The organism is Alicyclobacillus macrosporangiidus CPP55, assembly GCF_000702485.1.
Classification (GTDB): domain Bacteria; phylum Bacillota; class Bacilli; order Alicyclobacillales; family Alicyclobacillaceae; genus Alicyclobacillus_H; species Alicyclobacillus_H macrosporangiidus_B.
Genome location: NZ_JNIL01000001.1, coordinates 2795374 through 2814525 on the forward strand (window position 1 = coordinate 2795374; position 19152 = coordinate 2814525).

The 19152-nt window shown below is 71.2% G+C and carries 17 protein-coding genes; 16 read left to right on the forward strand and 1 reads right to left on the reverse strand.

Translation table 11 applies throughout. The annotated features are described in order from the left end of the window. Positions 1-10: 10 nt before the first annotated feature. The 15 genes from N687_RS0113975 to alr all read left to right on the forward strand — a co-directional run bounded on the left by N687_RS0113975 (position 11) and on the right by alr (position 16364). On the forward strand, positions 11-1096 hold the full coding sequence (locus N687_RS0113975; protein WP_197029372.1) for a cobalt-precorrin-5B (C(1))-methyltransferase: 1086 nt from the start codon (positions 11-13) through the stop codon (positions 1094-1096). After that, positions 1089-2399, forward strand: a complete 1311-nt coding sequence (locus tag N687_RS0113980) for a bifunctional cobalt-precorrin-7 (C(5))-methyltransferase/cobalt-precorrin-6B (C(15))-methyltransferase (RefSeq protein WP_029422439.1) — start codon at positions 1089-1091, stop codon at positions 2397-2399. Before N687_RS0113975 ends, N687_RS0113980 begins: the two co-directional genes overlap by 8 nt. After that, positions 2395-3105 carry a precorrin-2 C(20)-methyltransferase gene (gene cobI, locus N687_RS0113985; RefSeq protein ID WP_156040286.1) on the forward strand — a complete coding sequence of 237 codons (711 nt, stop codon included), beginning with the start codon at positions 2395-2397 and terminating at the stop codon, positions 3103-3105. Before N687_RS0113980 ends, cobI begins: the two co-directional genes overlap by 5 nt. Then, a complete protein-coding gene (gene cobM, locus N687_RS0113990) occupies positions 3105-3926 on the forward strand; it encodes a precorrin-4 C(11)-methyltransferase (protein ID WP_029422441.1) in 822 nt (273 codons plus the stop codon). Before cobI ends, cobM begins: the two co-directional genes overlap by 1 nt. Beyond that, positions 3923-5119, forward strand: coding sequence for a cobalt-precorrin 5A hydrolase (locus N687_RS0113995; protein WP_231493486.1), 1197 nt, complete (start codon positions 3923-3925; stop codon positions 5117-5119). The genes cobM and N687_RS0113995 overlap by 4 nt, the downstream gene beginning before the upstream one ends. Continuing rightward, positions 5116-6513, forward strand: a complete 1398-nt coding sequence (locus N687_RS0114000; protein ID WP_029422443.1) for a cobyrinate a,c-diamide synthase — start codon at positions 5116-5118, stop codon at positions 6511-6513. Before N687_RS0113995 ends, N687_RS0114000 begins: the two co-directional genes overlap by 4 nt. Then, entirely contained in the window at positions 6510-7586 is a 1077-nt protein-coding gene (locus N687_RS0114005) for a HoxN/HupN/NixA family nickel/cobalt transporter (RefSeq protein ID WP_051663260.1), read from the forward strand. Before N687_RS0114000 ends, N687_RS0114005 begins: the two co-directional genes overlap by 4 nt. A 13-nt stretch (positions 7587-7599) precedes the next feature. Continuing rightward, positions 7600-9246 (forward strand): cobyric acid synthase, encoded by a 1647-nt coding sequence (locus N687_RS0114010; RefSeq protein ID WP_051663261.1) that lies wholly within the window; start codon positions 7600-7602, stop codon positions 9244-9246. Then, the gene (gene cobT, locus N687_RS0114015) at positions 9243-10382 is read left to right on the forward strand and encodes a nicotinate-nucleotide--dimethylbenzimidazole phosphoribosyltransferase (protein WP_197029290.1); all 1140 of its coding nucleotides are present in this window, start codon (positions 9243-9245) and stop codon (positions 10380-10382) included. Before N687_RS0114010 ends, cobT begins: the two co-directional genes overlap by 4 nt. Further along, positions 10382-10948 (forward strand): cob(I)yrinic acid a,c-diamide adenosyltransferase, encoded by a 567-nt coding sequence (locus tag N687_RS0114020; protein ID WP_029422447.1) that lies wholly within the window; start codon positions 10382-10384, stop codon positions 10946-10948. The genes cobT and N687_RS0114020 overlap by 1 nt, the downstream gene beginning before the upstream one ends. Beyond that, positions 10948-11610: a bifunctional adenosylcobinamide kinase/adenosylcobinamide-phosphate guanylyltransferase gene (cobU, locus tag N687_RS0114025; protein ID WP_081841410.1), complete on the forward strand. Its 663-nt coding sequence runs from the start codon at positions 10948-10950 to the stop codon at positions 11608-11610. The genes N687_RS0114020 and cobU overlap by 1 nt, the downstream gene beginning before the upstream one ends. Continuing rightward, positions 11607-12575 carry an adenosylcobinamide-phosphate synthase CbiB gene (gene cbiB / locus N687_RS0114030; RefSeq protein WP_029422449.1) on the forward strand — a complete coding sequence of 323 codons (969 nt, stop codon included), beginning with the start codon at positions 11607-11609 and terminating at the stop codon, positions 12573-12575. Before cobU ends, cbiB begins: the two co-directional genes overlap by 4 nt. Continuing rightward, entirely contained in the window at positions 12575-13498 is a 924-nt protein-coding gene (locus tag N687_RS0114035; protein ID WP_029422450.1) for an adenosylcobinamide-GDP ribazoletransferase, read from the forward strand. The genes cbiB and N687_RS0114035 overlap by 1 nt, the downstream gene beginning before the upstream one ends. Before the next feature lie 14 nt (positions 13499-13512). Continuing rightward, on the forward strand, positions 13513-14751 hold the full coding sequence (gene cobD, locus N687_RS0114040; protein ID WP_051663262.1) for a threonine-phosphate decarboxylase CobD: 1239 nt from the start codon (positions 13513-13515) through the stop codon (positions 14749-14751). A gap of 434 nt (positions 14752-15185) precedes the next feature. Next, positions 15186-16364, forward strand: coding sequence for an alanine racemase (alr, locus tag N687_RS0114045; protein ID WP_051663263.1), 1179 nt, complete (start codon positions 15186-15188; stop codon positions 16362-16364). Positions 16365-16418: 54 nt separating this feature from the next. Here the strand turns inward: alr and N687_RS21245 are convergent, their stop codons facing one another. Next, positions 16419-17345: a hypothetical protein gene (locus tag N687_RS21245; RefSeq protein WP_035462311.1), complete on the reverse strand. Its 927-nt coding sequence runs from the start codon at positions 17343-17345 to the stop codon at positions 16419-16421. A gap of 140 nt (positions 17346-17485) precedes the next feature. Between N687_RS21245 and N687_RS0114055 the strand changes: the two genes are divergently transcribed. Then, positions 17486-19108 carry a PucR family transcriptional regulator gene (locus N687_RS0114055; RefSeq protein ID WP_029422453.1) on the forward strand — a complete coding sequence of 541 codons (1623 nt, stop codon included), beginning with the start codon at positions 17486-17488 and terminating at the stop codon, positions 19106-19108. Positions 19109-19152: the final 44 nt, after the last annotated feature.

Genomic DNA, 19152 nt, shown 5'->3' on the forward strand with positions numbered 1-19152 from the left:
GCTGCTGGAGGTGCCGCAGGGGCGGCTGCGCCACGGATACACCACCGGCGCCTGCGCCACGGCGTGCGCCAAGGGGGCGCTGCTGGCGCTCATCCACCAGCGGCCGGTGGACGAGGTGACCATCTGGATCCCGGCCGGACAGTGGGTGACGTTCGCCCTGAAGGACGTGGCGTTCGGGGCGGCGGAGGCGACGGCGGCGACCGTCAAAGACGGCGGGGACGATCCCGATGCCACCCACGGCGCGACCATCGTCGCCACGGTCTCGTGGCGGGCGGAGCCGGGCGTGGAGATCGACGGCGGCGAAGGCGTGGGGCGCGTGACCAAGCCGGGGCTGCCCGTCCCCGTCGGGGAGGCGGCCATCAACCCGGTGCCGCGCCGGATGATCCTCGAAGCGTGCGAGGAGGTCCTGCAGGCGCACGGCATCCAGCGCGGGGTGCGCGTCGTCGTCTCGGTGCCGGGGGGCGAGGAGATCGCCAAGAAGACGATGAACGGCCGCCTCGGCATCGTCGGCGGCATCTCCATCCTCGGCACGCGCGGCATTGTCGTGCCCTTCTCCACCGCGTCGTACAAGGCCAGCATCGCGCTGGCGCTGCAGGTGGCGCGGGAGCAGGGCCTCCGCACGGTGGTGATGACCACCGGGGGCCGCAGCGAGAAGTACGGGATGCGGATGTACCCGGAGCTGCCCGCCGAGGCGTTCATCGAGATGGGGGATTTTGTCGGCTTCTCCGCCAAGCACGCCAAGCGCACGGGGATGGCGGAGATCCGGTTCGTGGGCATGATGGGGAAGTTCTCCAAGGTCGCCCAGGGCGTGATGATGGTCCACGCCAAGAGCGCGCCGGTGGATTTCCACTTCCTCGCCCGCTTGGCCGAGGAGGCCGGGGTGCCGGCGGCGGTGTGCCACGACATCCGCCAGGCCAACACCGCCAACCAGGTGGGGGACATGGTGCTGGCGGCCGGGTGCCCGGCGTTTTTTGAGCGCCTGGCGCAAGCCTGCTGCGCACAGGTGCTGGCGCATATCGGCGGCGGGTTGCGGGTGGTGACGCGGCTGGTGACGCTCGACGGACAGGAGTTGGGAGGTGCGTGTGTGGATGGATAGACGGGTGTGGGTGATCGGCATCGGGGACGACGGCGCCGCCGGCCTGCCGGAGGGCGTCCGCCAGGTGGTGGAGAGCGCCGACGTGCTCGTGGGCGGGGACCGGCAGCTGGGCTTTTTCCCCGCCTTCTCCGGGGAGCGCTGGCGGGTGCAGGGCGGGCTGCGGGAACTGGCGGACCAGATCCGTTCGGCCGGCGACCGGCGCGTGGCCGTGCTGGCGTCGGGGGATCCGCTCTTTTACGGCATCGGGTCGTACCTGGCGAAGGTCTTCGGGCCGGACGCGGTGACCGTGGTGCCCGCGGTCAGCTCGGTGCAGCTCGCCTTCGCGCGCGCCGGGATGGGCTGGCAGGACGCCGCCCTCCTGAGCGTGCACGGGCGGCCGATGCGCGGGCTGGCGCAGCGGGTGGACCGGCACGACAAGGTGGCGCTGCTGACGGACGACGTGAACACCCCGGCGGCCATCGCCAAGTACCTGCTGTCGTTCGGGATGGCGGAGTACCGGGCGTTCGTCGGCGAGCACCTGGGCGGGCCGGAGGAACGAACGGGCTGGTACACGCTGGAGGAGATGGCGGACCGGGCGTTCGATCCGCTGAATGTGGTGCTGCTTCTGCGGGATCGACGGGGCACGGCGCCAGCGGGAGCGGCGGGGTCCAGTGCCATCGCGGGGCGGCCCGGCGATCCTGCCGGCGGCGGCGGGCGCTGGCCGCTCGGCATCCCGGACGAGGCGTTCGCCCAGCGCAAACCCGACCGCGGCCTCATCACCAAACGCGAGGTCCGCGTCCTTTGCCTGGCGGAGCTCGCGCTTCGGCCGGGGGCGGTGCTGTGGGACATCGGGGCGTGCACCGGGTCGGTCTCCATCGAGGCGATTCTGCAGACGCCGGATGTGGAGGTGTACGCCATCGAGAAGAACGCCGAGGACCTGGAGAACCTGCGGGAGAACCAACGCCGCTTCCGCACCGACTTCGTCGCTGTGCACGGCAAGGCGCCCGAGGGGCTGGACGGGTTCGCCGACCCGGACGCGGTGTTCATCGGCGGCAGCGGCGGTGAGCTCGAGCACCTGCTCCAGGTGTGCGCGGGCCGGCTGCGGCCCGGGGGCCGCATCGTCGTCTCCGCCGCGACGTTCGAAACCCTGGCCACCGCCCAGGCGACGCTCGCCAGGCTCGGGTTTTCCGTGTCGATCACGCTGGTACAGACGGCCCGCAGCCGCCCGATCCTCCACCTGACGCGGCTGGAGGGCATGAACCCGGTGTTTCTGATCACCGCCGTGCGGACGGAAGGAGGGGATGCCCATGGCGGAAACGATTGACGGCCTCGGCACGCTGTACGGCATCGGGGCGGGGCCCGGCGACCCGGAACTGCTCACGATGAAAGGGTTGCGCCTGCTGCGCGAATCGCCCGTGATCGCCTATCCGAAAAAGCGGATGGGCAGCCGCAGCTACGCCCTGGACATCGTCGAGGCATACGTGAACCCGGAGGAGAAGACGATGCTCGGCCTCGACTTCCCGATGACACGCGACCCGGAGGTCCTCCGCCGCGAGTGGGACCACACGGCCGGGTTGCTGCTGGAGCATCTGCGGGCGGGGCGTGACGTGGCGTTTGTCACCGAGGGCGATCCGCTCCTCTACAGCACCTTCATCCACATGGCGCGGGTGTTGCAGCATCACGCGCCCGACGTGCGGGTGGTGGCGGTACCCGGTGTGTCGTCCATCAACGGCGGGGCGGCCCGGCTGGGCCTGCCGCTGGCCGACGGGGACGAGGTGGTGGCGATCGTCCCCGCGACGCGGGACATGGCCAAAATGCGGGCGGCCATCGAGGGACACGACTGCGTCGTCTTCCTCAAGGTCGCGAAGGTCGTGGACCCGCTGATCGATTTATTGGAAGAGATGGGGCTCCTTCACCGCGCCCGGGTCATCTCCCGGGCCACCTCCGGCGAGGAGGAGGTCTGGGAGGATGTGCGGGCCCTGCGCGGCGCCAAACTCAACTACCTGACGCTGATGGTGGTGAAACGGTGATGAAGGTAAACACTTTGCCGAGCCAGGTGTTTTTCGTCGGCGCCGGCCCGGGCGATCCGGAGCTCATCACCGTCAAGGGCCTGCGCATCCTGCGGCAGGCCGACGTGATCGTCTGGACGGACAGCCTCGTGCAGGAGCGGCTGGTGGCCCTCGCCAACCCGGAGGCCAAACTGTACGGCAGCGCGGGAATGGACCTGGACGAACTGGTGGAGGTGATGGTCGCCCACGTCCGGGCGGGCCGCAGCGTGGCCCGGGTGCACACGGGCGATCCATCGGTCTTCGGGGCCATCCTGGAGCAGATGGCCCGACTCCAGGCGGAGGGGGTGCCGTACGAGGTGGTGCCCGGGGTCAGCGCCGTGTTCGCGGCGGCCGCGGTGCTGGGCGCCGAACTGACGGTGCCGGAGCTCACGCAGACGGTGATCCTGACTCGGGTCGAGGGGCGCACCCCGATGCCCGAGCGGGAGCGGCTGCGCCACCTGGCGGCGCACCAGTGCACCATCGCCCTGTTCCTGAGCGCCACGCTGGCCCAGCGGGCCGTGGACGAGTTGCTCGCCGCCGGCTGGGCGCCGGAGACGCCGGTGGCGGTGGTGCAGCGGGCCACCTGGCCCGACCAGAAGGTCATCCGCACCACCCTTGCCCACCTGGTGCGCGACATGGGGGCGGCCCACATCTCCAGCCACGCCATGATCCTCGCCGGTTGGGCGCTGGACCCGGCCTTGGTCGAGACGCCGGGCCGGCACCGATCGAAGCTGTACGACCCGGCGTTCACGCACCGCTATCGGCGCGGCACCGGGACACCGGAAGGGGGGCGGACGCGGTGACGGAGGCGACAGCGCAGGTGCCACAGTGGGCCGCCGGGCGGCCCTACGCCGTGGTCGCCATCACCAAGCACGGGGTGGAGATCGCCCGCCGGCTGCAGGCGGGTCTGCCCGGGGTGGACGTGTACCACCCGGACAAGTTCGCGCGCGGCGACGAGGGGGTCCTCGGCATCCACACGTTCACCGGTTCGGTGGTGGACCAGGTGCCTCTGCTGTGGGGGCGGTACCAGGGGATCATCGGGATCGTCTCCCTCGGCGCCATGGTGCGAATGGTGGCGCCGCTGTTGCGGGACAAACGGACGGACCCCGGGGTGGTGGTCGTGGACGACCGCGCCCGGCACGCCATCAGCGTCCTCTCCGGCCACCTCGGCGGCGCGAACGACCTGGCGCGGGAGGTGGCGCGCGTCCTGGGCGCCGAGCCGGTGATCACGACGGCGTCCGACGTGGGCGAGACGGTGGCGGTCGATCTCCTCGGGCGCGCCTTCGGCTGGGAGATCGAGAACTTCGATCAAGTGACGGCGGTCAGCGCGGCGGTGGTGAACGAGGAGCGGGTGCTGGTGGTGCAGGAGGCCGGGGAGCCCGGCTGGTGGCCGGCAGACAAGACCCTGCCGCCGAATCTCCGGGTGGTGGCGCGTGTCGAGCAGGCGCGGGAGGAACCGTTCGACGCGGCCCTGGTGATCACCCCGCGCGTCCTCGCCGCGGAGGAGGCTGCGTGGCTCCTGCGGCGGGGGGTGCTGTACCGGCCAAAGGTCCTGGTGGTGGGTGTGGGCTGCAACCGCGGCACGGCGGCGGACGAGATCGAGGCGGCGCTGCTGGAGACGCTCGATGCCCACCGGCTGTCGGTGAAGAGCGTCCGCAACCTGGCGACCATCGACCGCAAGGCGGACGAACCGGGCCTGATTGAGGTGTGCCGCCGGTACGGCTGGCCCCTCGTCACCTATCGGGCGGACGAGCTGAACGCGGTACCGCTGCCGCATCCGTCGGAGACGGTGTTCAAATACGTCGGCGCCTGGGGGGTCAGCGAACCCGCCGCCCGGCTGTCGTCGGGGGCGGACGGGTGGCTGGTGGAGAAGGTCAAGCGGGGCAACGTCACCCTGTCGGTGTGCCTGGTCCCGCACCCGCCGCACCCGGCCGTGGTCGGCAGCGCCGCCGTCGCCGGCGGTCTTACACCAGACGAAAGGGGGGAGCCGCGATGAGGCGGCCGAGGATCGTCATCGCGGGCGCCCACAGCGGCGCGGGCAAGACGACGGTGACGCTGGGCCTGATGGCCGCCCTGCGCCGGCGGGGACACGTGGTGCAGGGGTTCAAGGCCGGGCCCGACTACATCGATCCCAGCTACCACACGGCGGTCACGGGCCGGCCGTCACGCAACCTGGACACCTGGATGCTCCCGCCTGCCGCCGTGTGCGAGGTGTTTCACCGCGGCAGCGAGGGAGCGGAGGTGTCCGTGATCGAGGGCGTGATGGGTCTGTACGACGGCAAGGACCCGCGGGCGGACACCGGATCGACTGCGGAGGTGAGCCGGCTGTTGGAGGCGCCGGTGGTGCTCGTCATCGACGCGAGCCGCATGGCGCGCAGCGCCGCGGCGGTGGTGCTGGGGTTTCAACGGCTCGATCCGCGGGTGCGCATCGCCGGCGTGATCGCCAACCGCGTCGGCGGGCCGGGTCACCTGGAGATTGTGCGCCAGGCGGTGGAGCCAGTGTGCGGGGTGCCGGTGCTGGGCGGGCTGGCGCGCCAGGCGGAGCTCACGATCCCGGAGCGGCACCTGGGCCTCATCCCGGCGCTGGAACGGGGGGAGCTGGACGGGCTCTTCCATCGCCTGGCGGACGCTGTGGAAGCGGCGGTGGATGTCGGCCGGGTGCTGGCCCTGGCGGAGGCGGCGGAGGACTGGACGGCGCCGGATCCGGTGCTGTTCCGCGGCCAGCCACGGCCGGAGGCTGCGTGCATCGCGTTGGCGAGGGACGCGGCGTTCAACTTCTACTACCCGGAGAACCTGGAGCTGCTTGAATGGCACGGGGCGCGCCTGGTGACCTTCCGGCCACTGGCGGGTGAGCCGGTGCCGGCAGAGGCCGACGGGGTGTACATCGGCGGTGGGTTCCCGGAGGAGTTCGCGGCCGAGCTCAGCCGGCAGGAGGCGGTGCGGGAGAGTCTGCGCCGGGCGGTGGCGGCCGGGATGCCGGTGTTCGCCGAGTGCGGCGGCTTCATGTACCTGTGCGAGGCGCTGACCGATCGGGCCGGGGAGACGCACGCGATGGCCGGGGTGGTGCCGGCGCGGGTCCGGATGCAGGACCGCCTGGCGGCGCTCGGCTACCGGGAGGTCACGGCGCTGCGGGACACCCTTCTGCTGCCGGCCGGGGAGCGGGCGCGGGGGCACGAGTTTCATTATTCCGTTGCGGAATGGACCGACCCGGACCGGCCCGCGGCCTGGCGCGTGGAGGGGTCGCGGGGCGGCGGGATCGACGGGTACGCCGACGGGGGGCTCGTGGCCGGGTACACGCATCTGCACTTCGGCTCCAATCCGGAGATGGCGCCGCGGTTCGTGGCGGCCTGCGCGGCCTGGCGCCGGGCGCGGAAGGAGGGGCGCGGATGAGGGCGGTGCGGATCGGCGCGCCCGGCCGGGTATTCGCGGCGGTGGCCTTCCTGCAGGCGATGGCCCTGGCGGGGTTGGCCCTCGACGGCGTGCGGGCGCGGGCGATGGTGCCGCTCTGTCTGGTGGCCTACACCTTCGGGCTGCGCCACGCGCTGGACGCGGATCACATCGCGGCCATCGACAACACGACCCGCAAGCTGGTGGGCGAGGGCCAGCGTCCGGCGGCGGCCGGCCTGTGGTTTTCGCTCGGCCACTCGGCGGTGGTGTTCCTGCTGACGGGCCTCGCCGCGGTGTCGCTCGGGCACGCATGGATGGGCGGGCAGGTGGCGGACGCAGGCGCGGCGGAAGGCGCGGGACAGGCCGCCGGATGGGCGGCTGCACCCGGCCTGGGCACGGTGGGCATGTGCATCTCGGCCACGTACCTGTACGCGGTGGCCGCCCTCAACTGGGGGGCGTGGCGGGCGGCGCTGCGCTCCTTGCGGGGGATGCCCGGGCGGGCGTGTGACGGCGACGCGGAGAGCGCTCCATCCGGCGGCCTGATGGCGCGCGCCTGCGCGCGGCTGCTCCGGCGCGTGCGGCGGAGCCGGGACCTATTCTGGGTGGGGCTGCTCTTCGGGCTCGGCTTCGAAACGGCGACGGAGGTGGCGGTGATCGCCATGTCCGCCGCGGCGTCGGCCCGCGGGGCGCCGGCCGCCCTGGTGCTGACGCTGCCGCTGTGCTTCGCAGCGGGGATGAGCCTGCTCGACGCCGCCGACGGCCTGGTCATGCTGCACACCTACACCTGGGCGCGTGGGCTGGCGCGATCCCGCGCCTTGTACAACGCCGTGGTCACAGGCCTGTCGGTCCTGGTGGCTCTCCTCGTCGGCAGCGTCGAATGGCTGCAGGTGCTGGGCCCGTATGTGCCCGGTTTGACGGCGGTGGCGGAGGCCGCCGGGCGCATCGACTTCGGCTGGCTGGGCGGCGGCATCACGGTGGTGTTCGTGGCCCTTTTCATCCGGATGTGGCGGCTGCGGCGGCGGGATGGACGCCCCGTTGGCGCGGCCGGAGCGGACGCCCAGGGCCTGCCGATGTGAAGGGGGAACCAAGATGGCCAAGAGCCTGATGGTGCTCGGCACCGCGTCGAACGTGGGCAAGAGCGTGCTGTGCACCGCCCTGTGCCGCATCCTCGCCCAGGACGGGTACCGGGTGGCCCCGTTCAAGGCGCAGAACATGTCGCTCAACTCGGCGGCGACACCGTCGGGCCGGGAGATCGGCCGGGCGCAGGCGGTGCAGGCGGCGGCCTGCGGTATCGCGCCGAACGAGCACATGAACCCCGTCCTGCTCAAGCCCATGAGCGGCCACCGGACGCAGGTGGTACTGCAGGGGCGGGTGTACGAGACCACGTCTGCCCGCGACTACTTGGAGGCTCGCCTCGGGGCCGTCTGGGCGGCGGTGGTGGAGAGCTACCGGTACCTGGCGGATCGCTACGAGGTGCTGGTGATGGAGGGCGCCGGCAGCCCGGTGGAGATGAACCTGAAGCCGAGGGACATCGCCAACCTGCGGATGGCCGAAGAGGCGGACGCGGACGTGCTGCTGGCGGCGGACATCGACCGGGGCGGCGTCTTCGCGGCCGTGGTCGGCACCCTGCACCTGATGACGCCGCGGGAGCGGGCCCGCGTCAAGGGGGTCGTCATCAACAAATTCCGCGGCGACCCCAGCCTGTTCGCGGACGGCGTCCGGCTGCTGGAGGCGTACGCCGGCGTGCCGGTGCTGGGGGTCATCCCCCACATCCCCGACCTGAACATCGAGGCGGAGGACTCGGTGGCGCTGGAGCTCGCAGGCGGCAGGGCGGCGCAGGAGCCTGCGCCGGGGGACGTGCGGGTGGCCATCGTCCAGCTGCCGCACATCGCGAATTTCACCGATTTCGATCCGCTCTTCCTCGAACCGGGCGTCTTCGCCTGGTTCTGCCGCCGCCCCGAGGAGCTGGCGGGGGCCCACGCGGTGATCCTGCCGGGCAGCAAGCACACGGTGCACGACCTGGCCTGGCTGCGGGAGACGGGCATGGACCGGGCCATGGCCGAGCGCCGTGCGGTGGGGGCCGACGTGGTCGGGGTGTGCGGCGGGTACCAGATGCTGGGGAGGCTCATCCAGGACCCGCTCGGCGCCGAGTCGGACGCGCCGGTCACGGAGGGCCTCGGCTGGTTGCCGGTGGTGACGACGATGGCGGCCGAGAAGCGGACGGTGCGGGTGGCGGGCGAGTTGTTGGGCGCGTTCCCGGGGGTGCCCGTGACCGGCTACGAGATCCACATGGGGCGCACGGCGTTGGACGCCGGTGGCCGGCCGTTCGCCCGCCTGCAGCGCGTGGGAGCGGTGGAGGGTCTGGGGCCGGACGGGGCGATCGCGGAGGCGGACCTGGCGGGGGAGATCGTGACACGGGACGGTCTTGCGCAGGATGGCGCGATCGCGGCGGACGGCGCGGTCAGCGAGGACGGCCGCGTGATGGGCACCTACCTGCACGGCATCTTCGACAACGACGCCTTTCGGCGGGCATGGCTGGCGCGGCTGCGGGCGCGGTTCGGGCTGCCGGAGCCAGAGGGCCCGGGGCCGGAGATGGCGGCGGTGCGGGAGGCGGCCCTGGACCGGCTGGCGGACGTGGTCCGCCGGCACCTGCGGATGGACGTGATCCACCGCTGGCTGGGGCCGCCGTCGGGGCGTGCGGCGGCGAGACAGGACGGAGGAGGCGAGCGGCGTTGAACGGGAGCGCGAAGGATAGGCGAGCGGGAGATGTGGCGGCGCGGCGGGCGCGGGATCGACTGGACGACCTGACGAAACCGGTGGGCAGCCTGGGGCAGTTGGAGCCGCTGTTGGAGCGGATCGCGCGCATCACGGAGAGGCCGGTGCCGCAACTGGAGCGGCCGCATCTGCTGTTGTTCGCGGCCGATCACGGCGTGACCGAAGAAGGCGTGTCGGCCTATCCGGCCGAGGTGACCGGGCAGATGGTGGTCAACATCTGCAGGGGTGGCGCGGTGAGCAGCGTCCTGGCCCGCGCGGAGGGGGTGCGCCTGACGGTGGTGGACGTGGGCGTGCGCGTACCCGTCGGGCACCCGGGGGCGGTGGTGCGCAAGGTGGCCCCGGGCACCCGAAACCTCGCCGCGGGACCGGCGATGACGCGCGCGGAGGCGGAGGCGGCGGTGGCGGCCGGACGGGAGACGGCGGAGGCGGCCTTGGCGGCGGGCGCGGATGTGCTCCTGTTGGGCGAGATGGGCATCGGCAACACCACCGCCGCGAGCGCCCTGGCGGCGTATCTGTTGGACCGGCCGGCGGCGGACGTGGTCGGTTGCGGGACGGGGGTGGATCCCCATCGGCTAGCGCACAAGCGGGCGGTGGTGGATTGCGCGCTGGCGCTGCACCGGCCGCACATCGGCGATCCGTGGGACGCCATGGCGCGCCTCGGCGGCCTGGAGTTGGCGGCCATGGCGGGGGTCTGCCTGGTGGCCGCCTCGCGGCGGGTGCCGGTGCTGCTGGACGGGTTCATCACCACGGCAGCGGCGCTGTGGGCGGTGACGGTGGATCCCGCCGCGGCGGAGGTGCTGCTGGCTTCCCACGTGTCGGCCGAGCCGGGGCACCGCCTCCTGTTGGAGCGGCTGGAATTGGATCCGCTGCTCCGGCTCGGGCTGCGGCTGGGCGAGGGCAGCGGCGCGCTGTTGGCGTGGCCCTTGGTGCGCCTGGCGTGCCGCGTGTTGGCAGAGACGGCGACGTTTTCGGACGCGCGGGTGGCGCGGGCCGACGGTGGTGCGGTGCTGCCGGACGCGGGGGCGGTGCCGGCCGAAGCCCGGGTGGCGCGGTCCGGCGCGGATCGATCCGACGGTTTCGGAGAGGAGGACCTGTGATGCGCATCTACACGCGTGGCGGCGATCAGGGCAAGACGGGCCTCATCGGCGGCGTCCGGCGGTACAAGGACGACGTGCGCGTGGAGGCGTACGGCGCCGTGGACGAGGCGGGGGCGTTTGTGGGCCTGGCGATCGCGCACCTGGAGCAGGCGGGGCACACGGACGTGGCGGCGCTGCTGACGGAGGTGCAGCAGACCCTGTGGGACGTGGGGGCGGACCTGGCGGCGGCCCGAACGGACAAGTACACGTACCGGACGCCCGAGGACGCGGCGTCCCGGTTGGAGCCGTGTATCGATCAGTACAAAGTCGAGGCGGAGGTGATCCGCCGCTTCGTGCTGCGCGGCGGCAGCCTGGCCGCGGCGTATTTGCACGTGGCCTGCACGGTGGTGCGGCGGGCGGAGCGGCGGACGGTGCGCCTGATGCAGGCGGAGGAGATTCACCTGCCTGCGCTGCGGTTCCTGAACCGCCTCTCCGACCTGTTATTCGTGCTGGCCAGGGCCGTCAACGCTCGCGACGGCCGGCGGGACGTGGAATACCGCAACAGCCGCGAGGTGTTCCGGCCGTGATGGGCGCGCATGAGCGGGAGGCCGTGAAGGGTTCCGTGGGGCCGCGGGCTTCGGCAGGTGCGGGGGAACTGACGGCTGCGTCGGGCGCGGGGGGCCGCAAGGCGGACCTGGTGCTGGTGCTCGGCGGGGCGCGCAGCGGCAAGAGCGAGGTGGCGGAGGACTGGGCCGGGCGGTGGTCCGCAGAGCTTGGGCGCCCGGTGGTGTACTTGGCGACGGGGCAGGCGGCGGACGCGGAGATGGCAGAGCGGATTCGCCGTCACCGGGATCGGCGGCCGGCGACGTGGCGCACGGTGGAGGAGCCGCTGCAGGTGGCCGAGTGGTTCGAGGCGCGGCGCGATGGGGCCGTCATCCTGCTCGACTGCCTGTCGATGCTGCTGAACAACTGGATGTGGCTGGAGGGCTGCGGCGACGACGTGCTGGCAGCGCGGATCGCGCGCCTGGCGGATGCGCTGGCGGCAGCGCCGGGTCCAGTGGTGGCGGTCAGTCAGGAGGCGGGCCTCGGCATCGTGCCGGCGGACGCGCAGACCCGGCGTTACCGGGACTGGCTGGGCACGCTCAACCAGGCGGTGGCCCGGCGCGCGGGCCGCGTGCTGTGGGTGGTGGCGGGGCTCCCGGTGGACCTGCGCCGCCTGGCGGTGTCGGCGGAGGCGGGTGCGCCGTGAACCCGTTCTGGGCCGCGGCGGCGGCGCTGGCGCTGGACCGCGTGGTGGGCGATCCCGCCTGGCTGCCGCACCCGGTGGTGGCGATGGGCCGCTGGATCGGTTGGCTGGAGCGGCGCTGGAACCGGCGACATTACAGCGACCGCGTGCGGCGCGCCCTGGGAGCGGCGGTGGTGGTGACGACGCTCGCCTGGGCCGGGGGCCTCACGTTCGGCCTCCTCTGGCTGGCGTGCCGGGTCTCCCCGGCCTTGGCGGCGCTGCTCAACATCGTCCTGACGGCGACGACGGTGGCCTGGAGGGGCCTTCGCGACGCCGGACGCGCGGTGTACCGGCGGCTCCGGGAGGAGGGGCTGGACGCCGCCCGGTGCGAGGTGGCCCGGTACGTCGGCCGGGATACGGCGCATCTGCCGGAGCCGGAGGTGGTGCGGGCGGCGGTGGAGACGGTGGCGGAGAACCTGGTGGACGCCGTCGTGTCCCCCCTCTTCTTCGCCTGCCTGCTGGGGGCGCCCGGCGCGATGATGTACCGGGCCGCCAACACGCTGGATTCCATGCTGGGGCACCGGGACGATCGCTTCTGGGCCTTCGGCTGGTCCGCCGCCCGACTGGACGACGTGCTGAACTTCATCCCCGCGCGGTTGACCGCGGGGATCGTCGCGATCGCGCTCGCCTTCCGCGGCCTGCCCGCCTTGCGGGCCCTCCGCGTGATGCGCCGGGACGCCGGGGGCCATCCGTCGCCCAACGCTGGGATCCCAGAGGCGATGATGGCGGGCGGACTCGGCGTCCAATTGGGCGGTTGGAACGTGTACCATGGGGTACCGTCCTTCCGCGCTTTGATGGGCGATCCGCTTCGGACCCTGGAGGCGGAGGACATCCCGCGGGCCGTGGCGGTGCTGGACGCGGCCTGCGCGGTGACGGGCGTGCTGCTCGCGGCGTTGGGCTGCGCGGTGCGGTGGGGAGGAGGGGGGTGATGAGGATGCAGGCGAGCGCCGTGCGAGCGGCACGGGCTGGGGTGCGCGCACTCCTTCTGGCGTTCCGATTCCTCACCACCCTGCCCATTGCAACGGCGATGTCGCAGGCGCCGAACGAGCCGTCGCTGGCGGACCTGCGCCGCAGCGCCCTCTTTTTTCCGCTGGTCGGCGCCGTCCTCGGTTGGGGTGTGTGGGCCGTGTCGCGAGGATTGGCCGGGTTTGTGTCGCCTCTCGGTGCGGCGGTGGTGGCGGTGACGGGATACACCGTCGCCACGGGCGCACTGCACCTGGACGGCCTGATGGACGTGGCGGACGCGGTGGCGAGCCGGCGGCGAGGGTCCGATGCCATCGCGGTGATGAAGGACAGCCGCGTCGGGGCGGTGGGGGCCGTCGCGGGGATGCTCTGTTTGGCCGGGAAGATCGCGGCGATCACCGCTTTGACCGGAGGCGCCGCGGGCTGGGGGCCGTTTGTGCTGGTGCCGGCGCTGGCCCGCCTGGGTATGGTGTGGGCGATGGCGGGGACGGGGCCGGCGGGATCGAGCGGACTGGGCGCGGTGTTCGCGCGCCAGGTGCCGGCCTGGGTCGTGGCCGGGGCGACCGTGTGTGCGCTGGGGACGAGCGCGGCGGCGATCGCCTGGGGCGGGCCGTGGGCCGGCGGGATCGCAGGCGGCGATGTCGGCGATGGTTTTGGAGGCGCGGGTTTCGGAGGCGGCCCGGTCGATCCGGTGGCCGGGTGGGGGCCGGCTGCGTGGCGTGGGTCCGGGCTCTGGACGGCGGCCGCGCTCTGGGCGGGCGCGGTGATCGCGGTGCGCGTGTACACGGCCTGGGCGGCCCGCCGCTTCGGCGGGATGACGGGCGATCTCTACGGCGCCTTGAACGAAGGACTGGAGTGGCTCGGTTGGTTGTGGGTGTCGCACGGGTGAGGAGGGACGCCGAAATGGAACCGGGTGTGGCCGGAATGGTAACGGGCGGCGCAGCGCGCGGCGGACGATGGGCTTCCGGTGACGCGCCGACGGCGGTGCACGGCGGGCGCGTGTACGAATACGCGCGCGAGAGCGGCCGGCAGGTGGAGGACATCATCGACTTCAGCGCCAACATCAATCCGCTGGGTCCGCCGGCGTCGGTGCTGGAGGCCATCCTGCGGGCGATGGACGGCATCCGCCACTACCCGGACCCGGAGCAGCGGGCGGTGCGCCAGGTGCTGGCCGAGGCATTCGGCCTCCCTGGGCCGGAGTGGGTGTTCTGCGGCAACGGGGCGGCGGAGGTGTTGGACCTGTTCCTGCGGGCGCTCGGGCCGCGGCGTGTGTTCCTCTTCGATCCGGCCTTCGCCGAATACGAAGCGGCCGCCCGCCGCTGCGGGGCACCCGTGGTGCGGCTGCCTTTGCCGGACGTGGGCGTGTGGCCACGGGCAGGGGCTGCCGGGGCGACGCACCCGGAGCCCGCGCCGGGCGATCTGGTGATCCTCAACCACCCGCACAATCCCACCGGGCGCCTCTGGACCCGGGCGGAGCTGGCGGAGGTGGTGGTGCCGCTGGCGGATGCGGGGGTGTTCATCCTGGTCGACGAGTCGTTCATGGATTTCCGGTGGGACGAGCGGGATCGAACGGCGCTTCCGCTGGCTCTGGCGCACGAACGGGTGGTGGTCATCCGTTCGGCGACGAAGATGTACAGCATCCCGGGGCTGCGGTTCGGGTTCGGGGTGGCGAATCCGGAGTGGGTGGGGCGGATTCAGCGCGATCGCGATGGTTGGAGCGTGAACCACCTGGCCCAGGCGGCTGCCGCGGCGGCGTACCGGGATGAGGCCTTCCGCGAGGAGACATGGCGGTGGCTGCGGGAGGAGCAGGCGTATGTGGCGCAGACGTGGGGCCGTGTGCCGGGGGTGCGGCTGTATGCGCCGGGCGCGAATTTTTTCCTCCTGCGCTTGGAGGCGCCGGCCGATGTGGAGGACCTGTTGGCGGCCTGGGCGGCGGAGGGAATGTACGTGCGCCGCTGCGACAGCTTCCGGGGTTTGGACGGGCGCCATCTGCGCGTGGCCATCCGGCGCCGGGAGGAGAACCGGCGGTTGTGGGAGGCGTTTGTGCGGTGGCTGGGGGATGGCGGGGCTTCGGGGGCGGCGCGTGAGCCACGTTTTGAGGTGGACTCGGGGGGTACAACCAAAAACCTTGTTATCGTGTGAGCGCGGCGGAATGGTAAAAACAAAATCGTGTTGAACATGCGCGTCTGGCGGCCGCATAAATGCAAAAGGTGCATTTAAATGGCGATCGGCCCGGCGATGAACGGGCATGTAAGTAAAGAATCGACGTTATGTGGTGCTGCGGGCGGGAACATAAAGGCAAATCTGTGACAATCGGCGCGGGAGCAGGCGAATGGAAGAGCAAAAATGTGAATAGGCCCTTGGAGACGGCGCGAGTCCCCACGCGTGGCCCGAGTCCCTTCGCGGAACGGGTTGACGGCCCTGCCGATCTCGCCCAAGATGGAGGACATAGAGACCCGGCCACGCCTTTCGGGGGGGGGGTTGAGATACCGGAGGATCCCCGGTTCCAACCTCCTGGCTCGAAGGCGATGGGGTGCGCCAGGGCCGGGCGAAACGATGGAAGGAGGCCGCCGACCATGAAGAACAGCACTGTAGAGGAGACCCAGACCGGTCCCGGCGGCCGTTGGCGGGACACCTGGGCCGAGGTGGACCTGGGTGCCATTATGGAAAACGTGCGATCGATCCGCCGTCACATTCGCCGCCCTGCCGGCCCCGGTGGCCACACCGAGCCCGGTCCGAAGCTCATGGCGGTGGTCAAGGCGGACGCCTACGGGCACGGCGCCGTGCCGGTCGCCCGAGCTGCGCTGGCCGCCGGGGCCGATTGGCTCGGCGTGGCCACGCTGGGTGAAGCGATGGAGTTGCGTGAGGCGGGCCTCCGCGCCCCGATCCTGGTGCTCGGCTACGTCGATGCGCAGCACGCGCCCATCGCGGCGGACGCTGGCGTCACGCTGACCATCGCCTCCCTGACGCACGCCTTCGCCCTGGCCGAGACGGCGCTTTCGCAGCCCCTGTCGGTGCACCTGAAGCTCGACAGCGGCATGAGCCGCATTGGCGTGCGCACGGGGGAGGAGGTGCACCAGGTCGCTGCTGCTCTCAACGGTACGCCCGTGCGCGTGACAGGCGCCTTCACCCACTTCGCCCGCGCGGACGAGGCGGACCTCGCCCCGGCCCTGGAGCAGTGGGAGCGGGCGCAACCTCTGTTCGACGCGGTTCGATCCCGCTGGCCCGCCGATGCCCTCCTCCTGCACGCCGCCAACTCGGCGGCCATCCTGGCGTTGCCCGCCGCGCATCTGGACATGGTGCGGCTCGGCATCAGCCTGTACGGCGTGTATCCGTCGGGCGAGGTGGCGCGCACCGTGCCGCTGCGGCAGGCCATGCGCCTGTACACGCGGGTGGTCCAGGTCAAGCGCGTCCCGGCCGGAACGGCGGTGAGCTACGGCGGCACCCACGTGACCGAGGCGCCGGCGGTGCTGGCCACGTTGCCCATCGGCTATGCGGACGGGCTGCTGCGCGCGCTCTCGAACCGCGGGTATGTCCAGATCCGCGGCGCCCGCTGCCCGATGGTGGGGCGGGTGTGCATGGACCAGGTGGTGGTGGACGCGACGGCGGTGCCGGACATTCAGGAGGGCGACGTGGCGACGGTGTACGACGAGCACTCTCTGGCCGATCTCGCGGATCGCGCGGGCACCATCCCGTACGAGTTGCTCTGTGCCATCTCGCGGCGCGTCCCGCGCGTCTACCGCCAACCCGAGTGACGGCGGAGCCGGTCCGCCTCTCCGTAGCCGAGGGAGGACGAGCCCGCGGGCACGTCAGGCCTGAACGGCCAGGACTTCTTTGGCGCGCCTGAAAAACGCGGGGAATTCTGCCGCCAGGTCGTACGGATCGGTCTCGACGAAGGTGCGCAGGCGGCTGCGCTGTACGGCGTCCAGTTCCGGTTCACGCTGGAGGATTTGCTCGCCGCAGGTGGCCAACAGGTGCCGTGTCCAGGCTTGCGGGGATTCAAAATACTGCAGCACGTCGGCGAGGGCAAACGGTGAGATGAGGCCCTCCGCTGCGGCGTCGCGGAATACCGATTCGTCCATCACCAGCGGGGTGTGCACGCGCACCCCGCGCGCCTCCAACAGGTTTCTTCCCTCCTGGCCGCGCACCGCGACCGTGAATGTGTCCTCACACGTCATCCCCGCCGCGGTCAACGCGGGCAACCAATTCCTCACATAACTTGATCCCGTGTTCAAGATATCCGATACGTGTACCACACGGACGGGCTCCGCACCCGGCTGCAGGATGGAGGGCCGGTCCGACCAAGCGGTGCCATTTTTATATAGGTACACATGAGGGATACCCAGCGTCTGTGCGAGGGGGATGGAGAAGAACCAGTCGCGCCGCTCACCGCCCGAAATCGCCGCCGGCGGGTCGGGGAACATGCGGGTGAACGTCGCAGAGAGCAGGGAGATGGCCTCTTGGTAGCCGGCGTCGGATTGCCAGGCTGCCAGGACGAGATCGTGAATCTGCGGGGCGCGTTGGCTGGCTTCCGCCGTGCTGGCGAGGATCTGGTTCATGCGGGAGAGCGTGCCGGCGACGTGATCCCCTGCGATCCGTTCCACGTTGATGTAGAAAGGGCCGGGTTTGCCGGACGTGTACCAGAACGGAAGGTCACCGGGGGTCTGCCGCACCCGGATGGCCTGGGAGCGGACGAGGCGGCTAAGCAACAGGCGCTGGGTGGCATTGGCATCCATGAGTGTCACCTTTCTTGACGTGTTCCGTGATAGAATAAAAAGAATCCGTTCTCCCATACGCGATAAGGGGTCTCGCGGGCATTTAAGTCAAGATTATACGTGGCCGCCGGCCGGGGTGCAAGCGAAGGGAGGGAGCTCGCATGGGCGTCTCGGTGCGCGAAGCGTTGGAGGTCGGGGGTCTCCGCCGGTGCCGGGTGGTGGCTGGTCGGGCGGGGTTGGATCGGGAGATCCAGTACGTGACGGTGATGGAGGTCCCGGACATCATCCGCTGGTTGAAGGGGTCGGATCTTCTGCTGACCAGTCTGTACGCGGTGAAGGACCGTTCTTCCGCTTTGCATCGGCTTGTGGAGGACCTTGCGGCCAACGGGACCGCGGCGCTCGCCGTCAAACCCCAGTACTTCGCCGGACAGGTGCCGGATGAGATCCTGCAGGCGGGGGAGCGGCTCGGCTTCCCGATTCTCGAGATTCCTCAGGATGTCTCCTACCTGGACATCATCACGCCGCTGATGGAGACGATCTTCCAACGGGATCGACAGCTCCGGGACGATTTGGAGGAGGAGTTCTTTAAATGGATCACGGAGCTGGCCATGGACGGGCAGAATTCGGCCGCGATCCTCGGTGCGATGCGGGAGTGGATGGGTAACCAGGTGACGCTGGAGACGGTGTTCGCACCTGCACCGGAGGTGGAGCCGCTGGGGATAGAGGCACGCCGAGCGCTGTTGGAAGCCCGTCGTTCATTGCCGATGACCCGCCGCCTGGCCGGCCGGCCGACCGCCTGCATCGTGACGCCCATCATCCTGCACCGTGAACTGCAAGGGTGTGTGACGTGCTGGGAGACAGAGCGCCCATTCCAACCTTCAGATGTATATGTGCTGGAGCGGGTGGCCCCGCTGTTCTCACTGGAGATCCTGAAGCTCGCCACGGAGCTGGACGTCGAGCGGCGCCACCAGGAAGGCTTTCTGTCCGACCTGCTCGTCGGGTATCGGTATTCGCCGGCGCAGATCCGTGAGAAAGAGGTCCGCTACGGTTGGAATCTGTCACAACCGTTCGTCGTCATCTCCATCGCCGCGTCGGATATGAGGGATGGCGCCCGCTCTGCGGAAGACGAGGCAACGGGGCCGGTGGACGAGGCGGTGGTGCGGACGGTGCAGCGGTTCACCCGTGCGCATGCGCCGTCCGCGATCGCGGTGTCGAGGTTCGACGCGGTGGTGGTCCTGTTCCCGCAGGCGTGTGCGGACGGCGACCCGCTGGTTCAGGCGGCCCGCTCGTTCGCCGAGCGACTGAGCCGCCACCTGCACGACGTGCTCCCCGAGTGGCGGTTCACGCTTGGGGTCTCACGGCCGTATGCAGGCGCGAGCGGGATCGCGGAAGGCTACCGGGAGGCGAGTCACGCGGCCCGACTCGGGCACACCGCCTGGAGCACCCCATCTGTCATCGCGTACGCGGAACTCGGCGTGTACCGGTTCCTGCGCGAGGCGGGAGACTGGGAAGAGATGCGCCGGTTTGAGGAGGAGACGGTCGGCCGCCTGGCCGCGTATGACCAGCGGCATCAGGGGGAGTTGCTGAAGACGCTGGCGGCCTACCTTGCGCACAACTGCAACCTGAGTGAGACGGCCGACGCGCTGTTCATCCACACCAACACCCTGAAGTACCGTTTGAAGCGGATCGAGGAGATCACGGGGCGAAGTCTGGCCGACGCGGAAGGGCGCCTTCAACTTCACCTGGGGATGAAAATCCGCGCCTTGCTGGACGCTGAGGGGTAGAGCGGGCGTTTGTGGGTTCGGACAAATCGGCCACCGAATTCCCG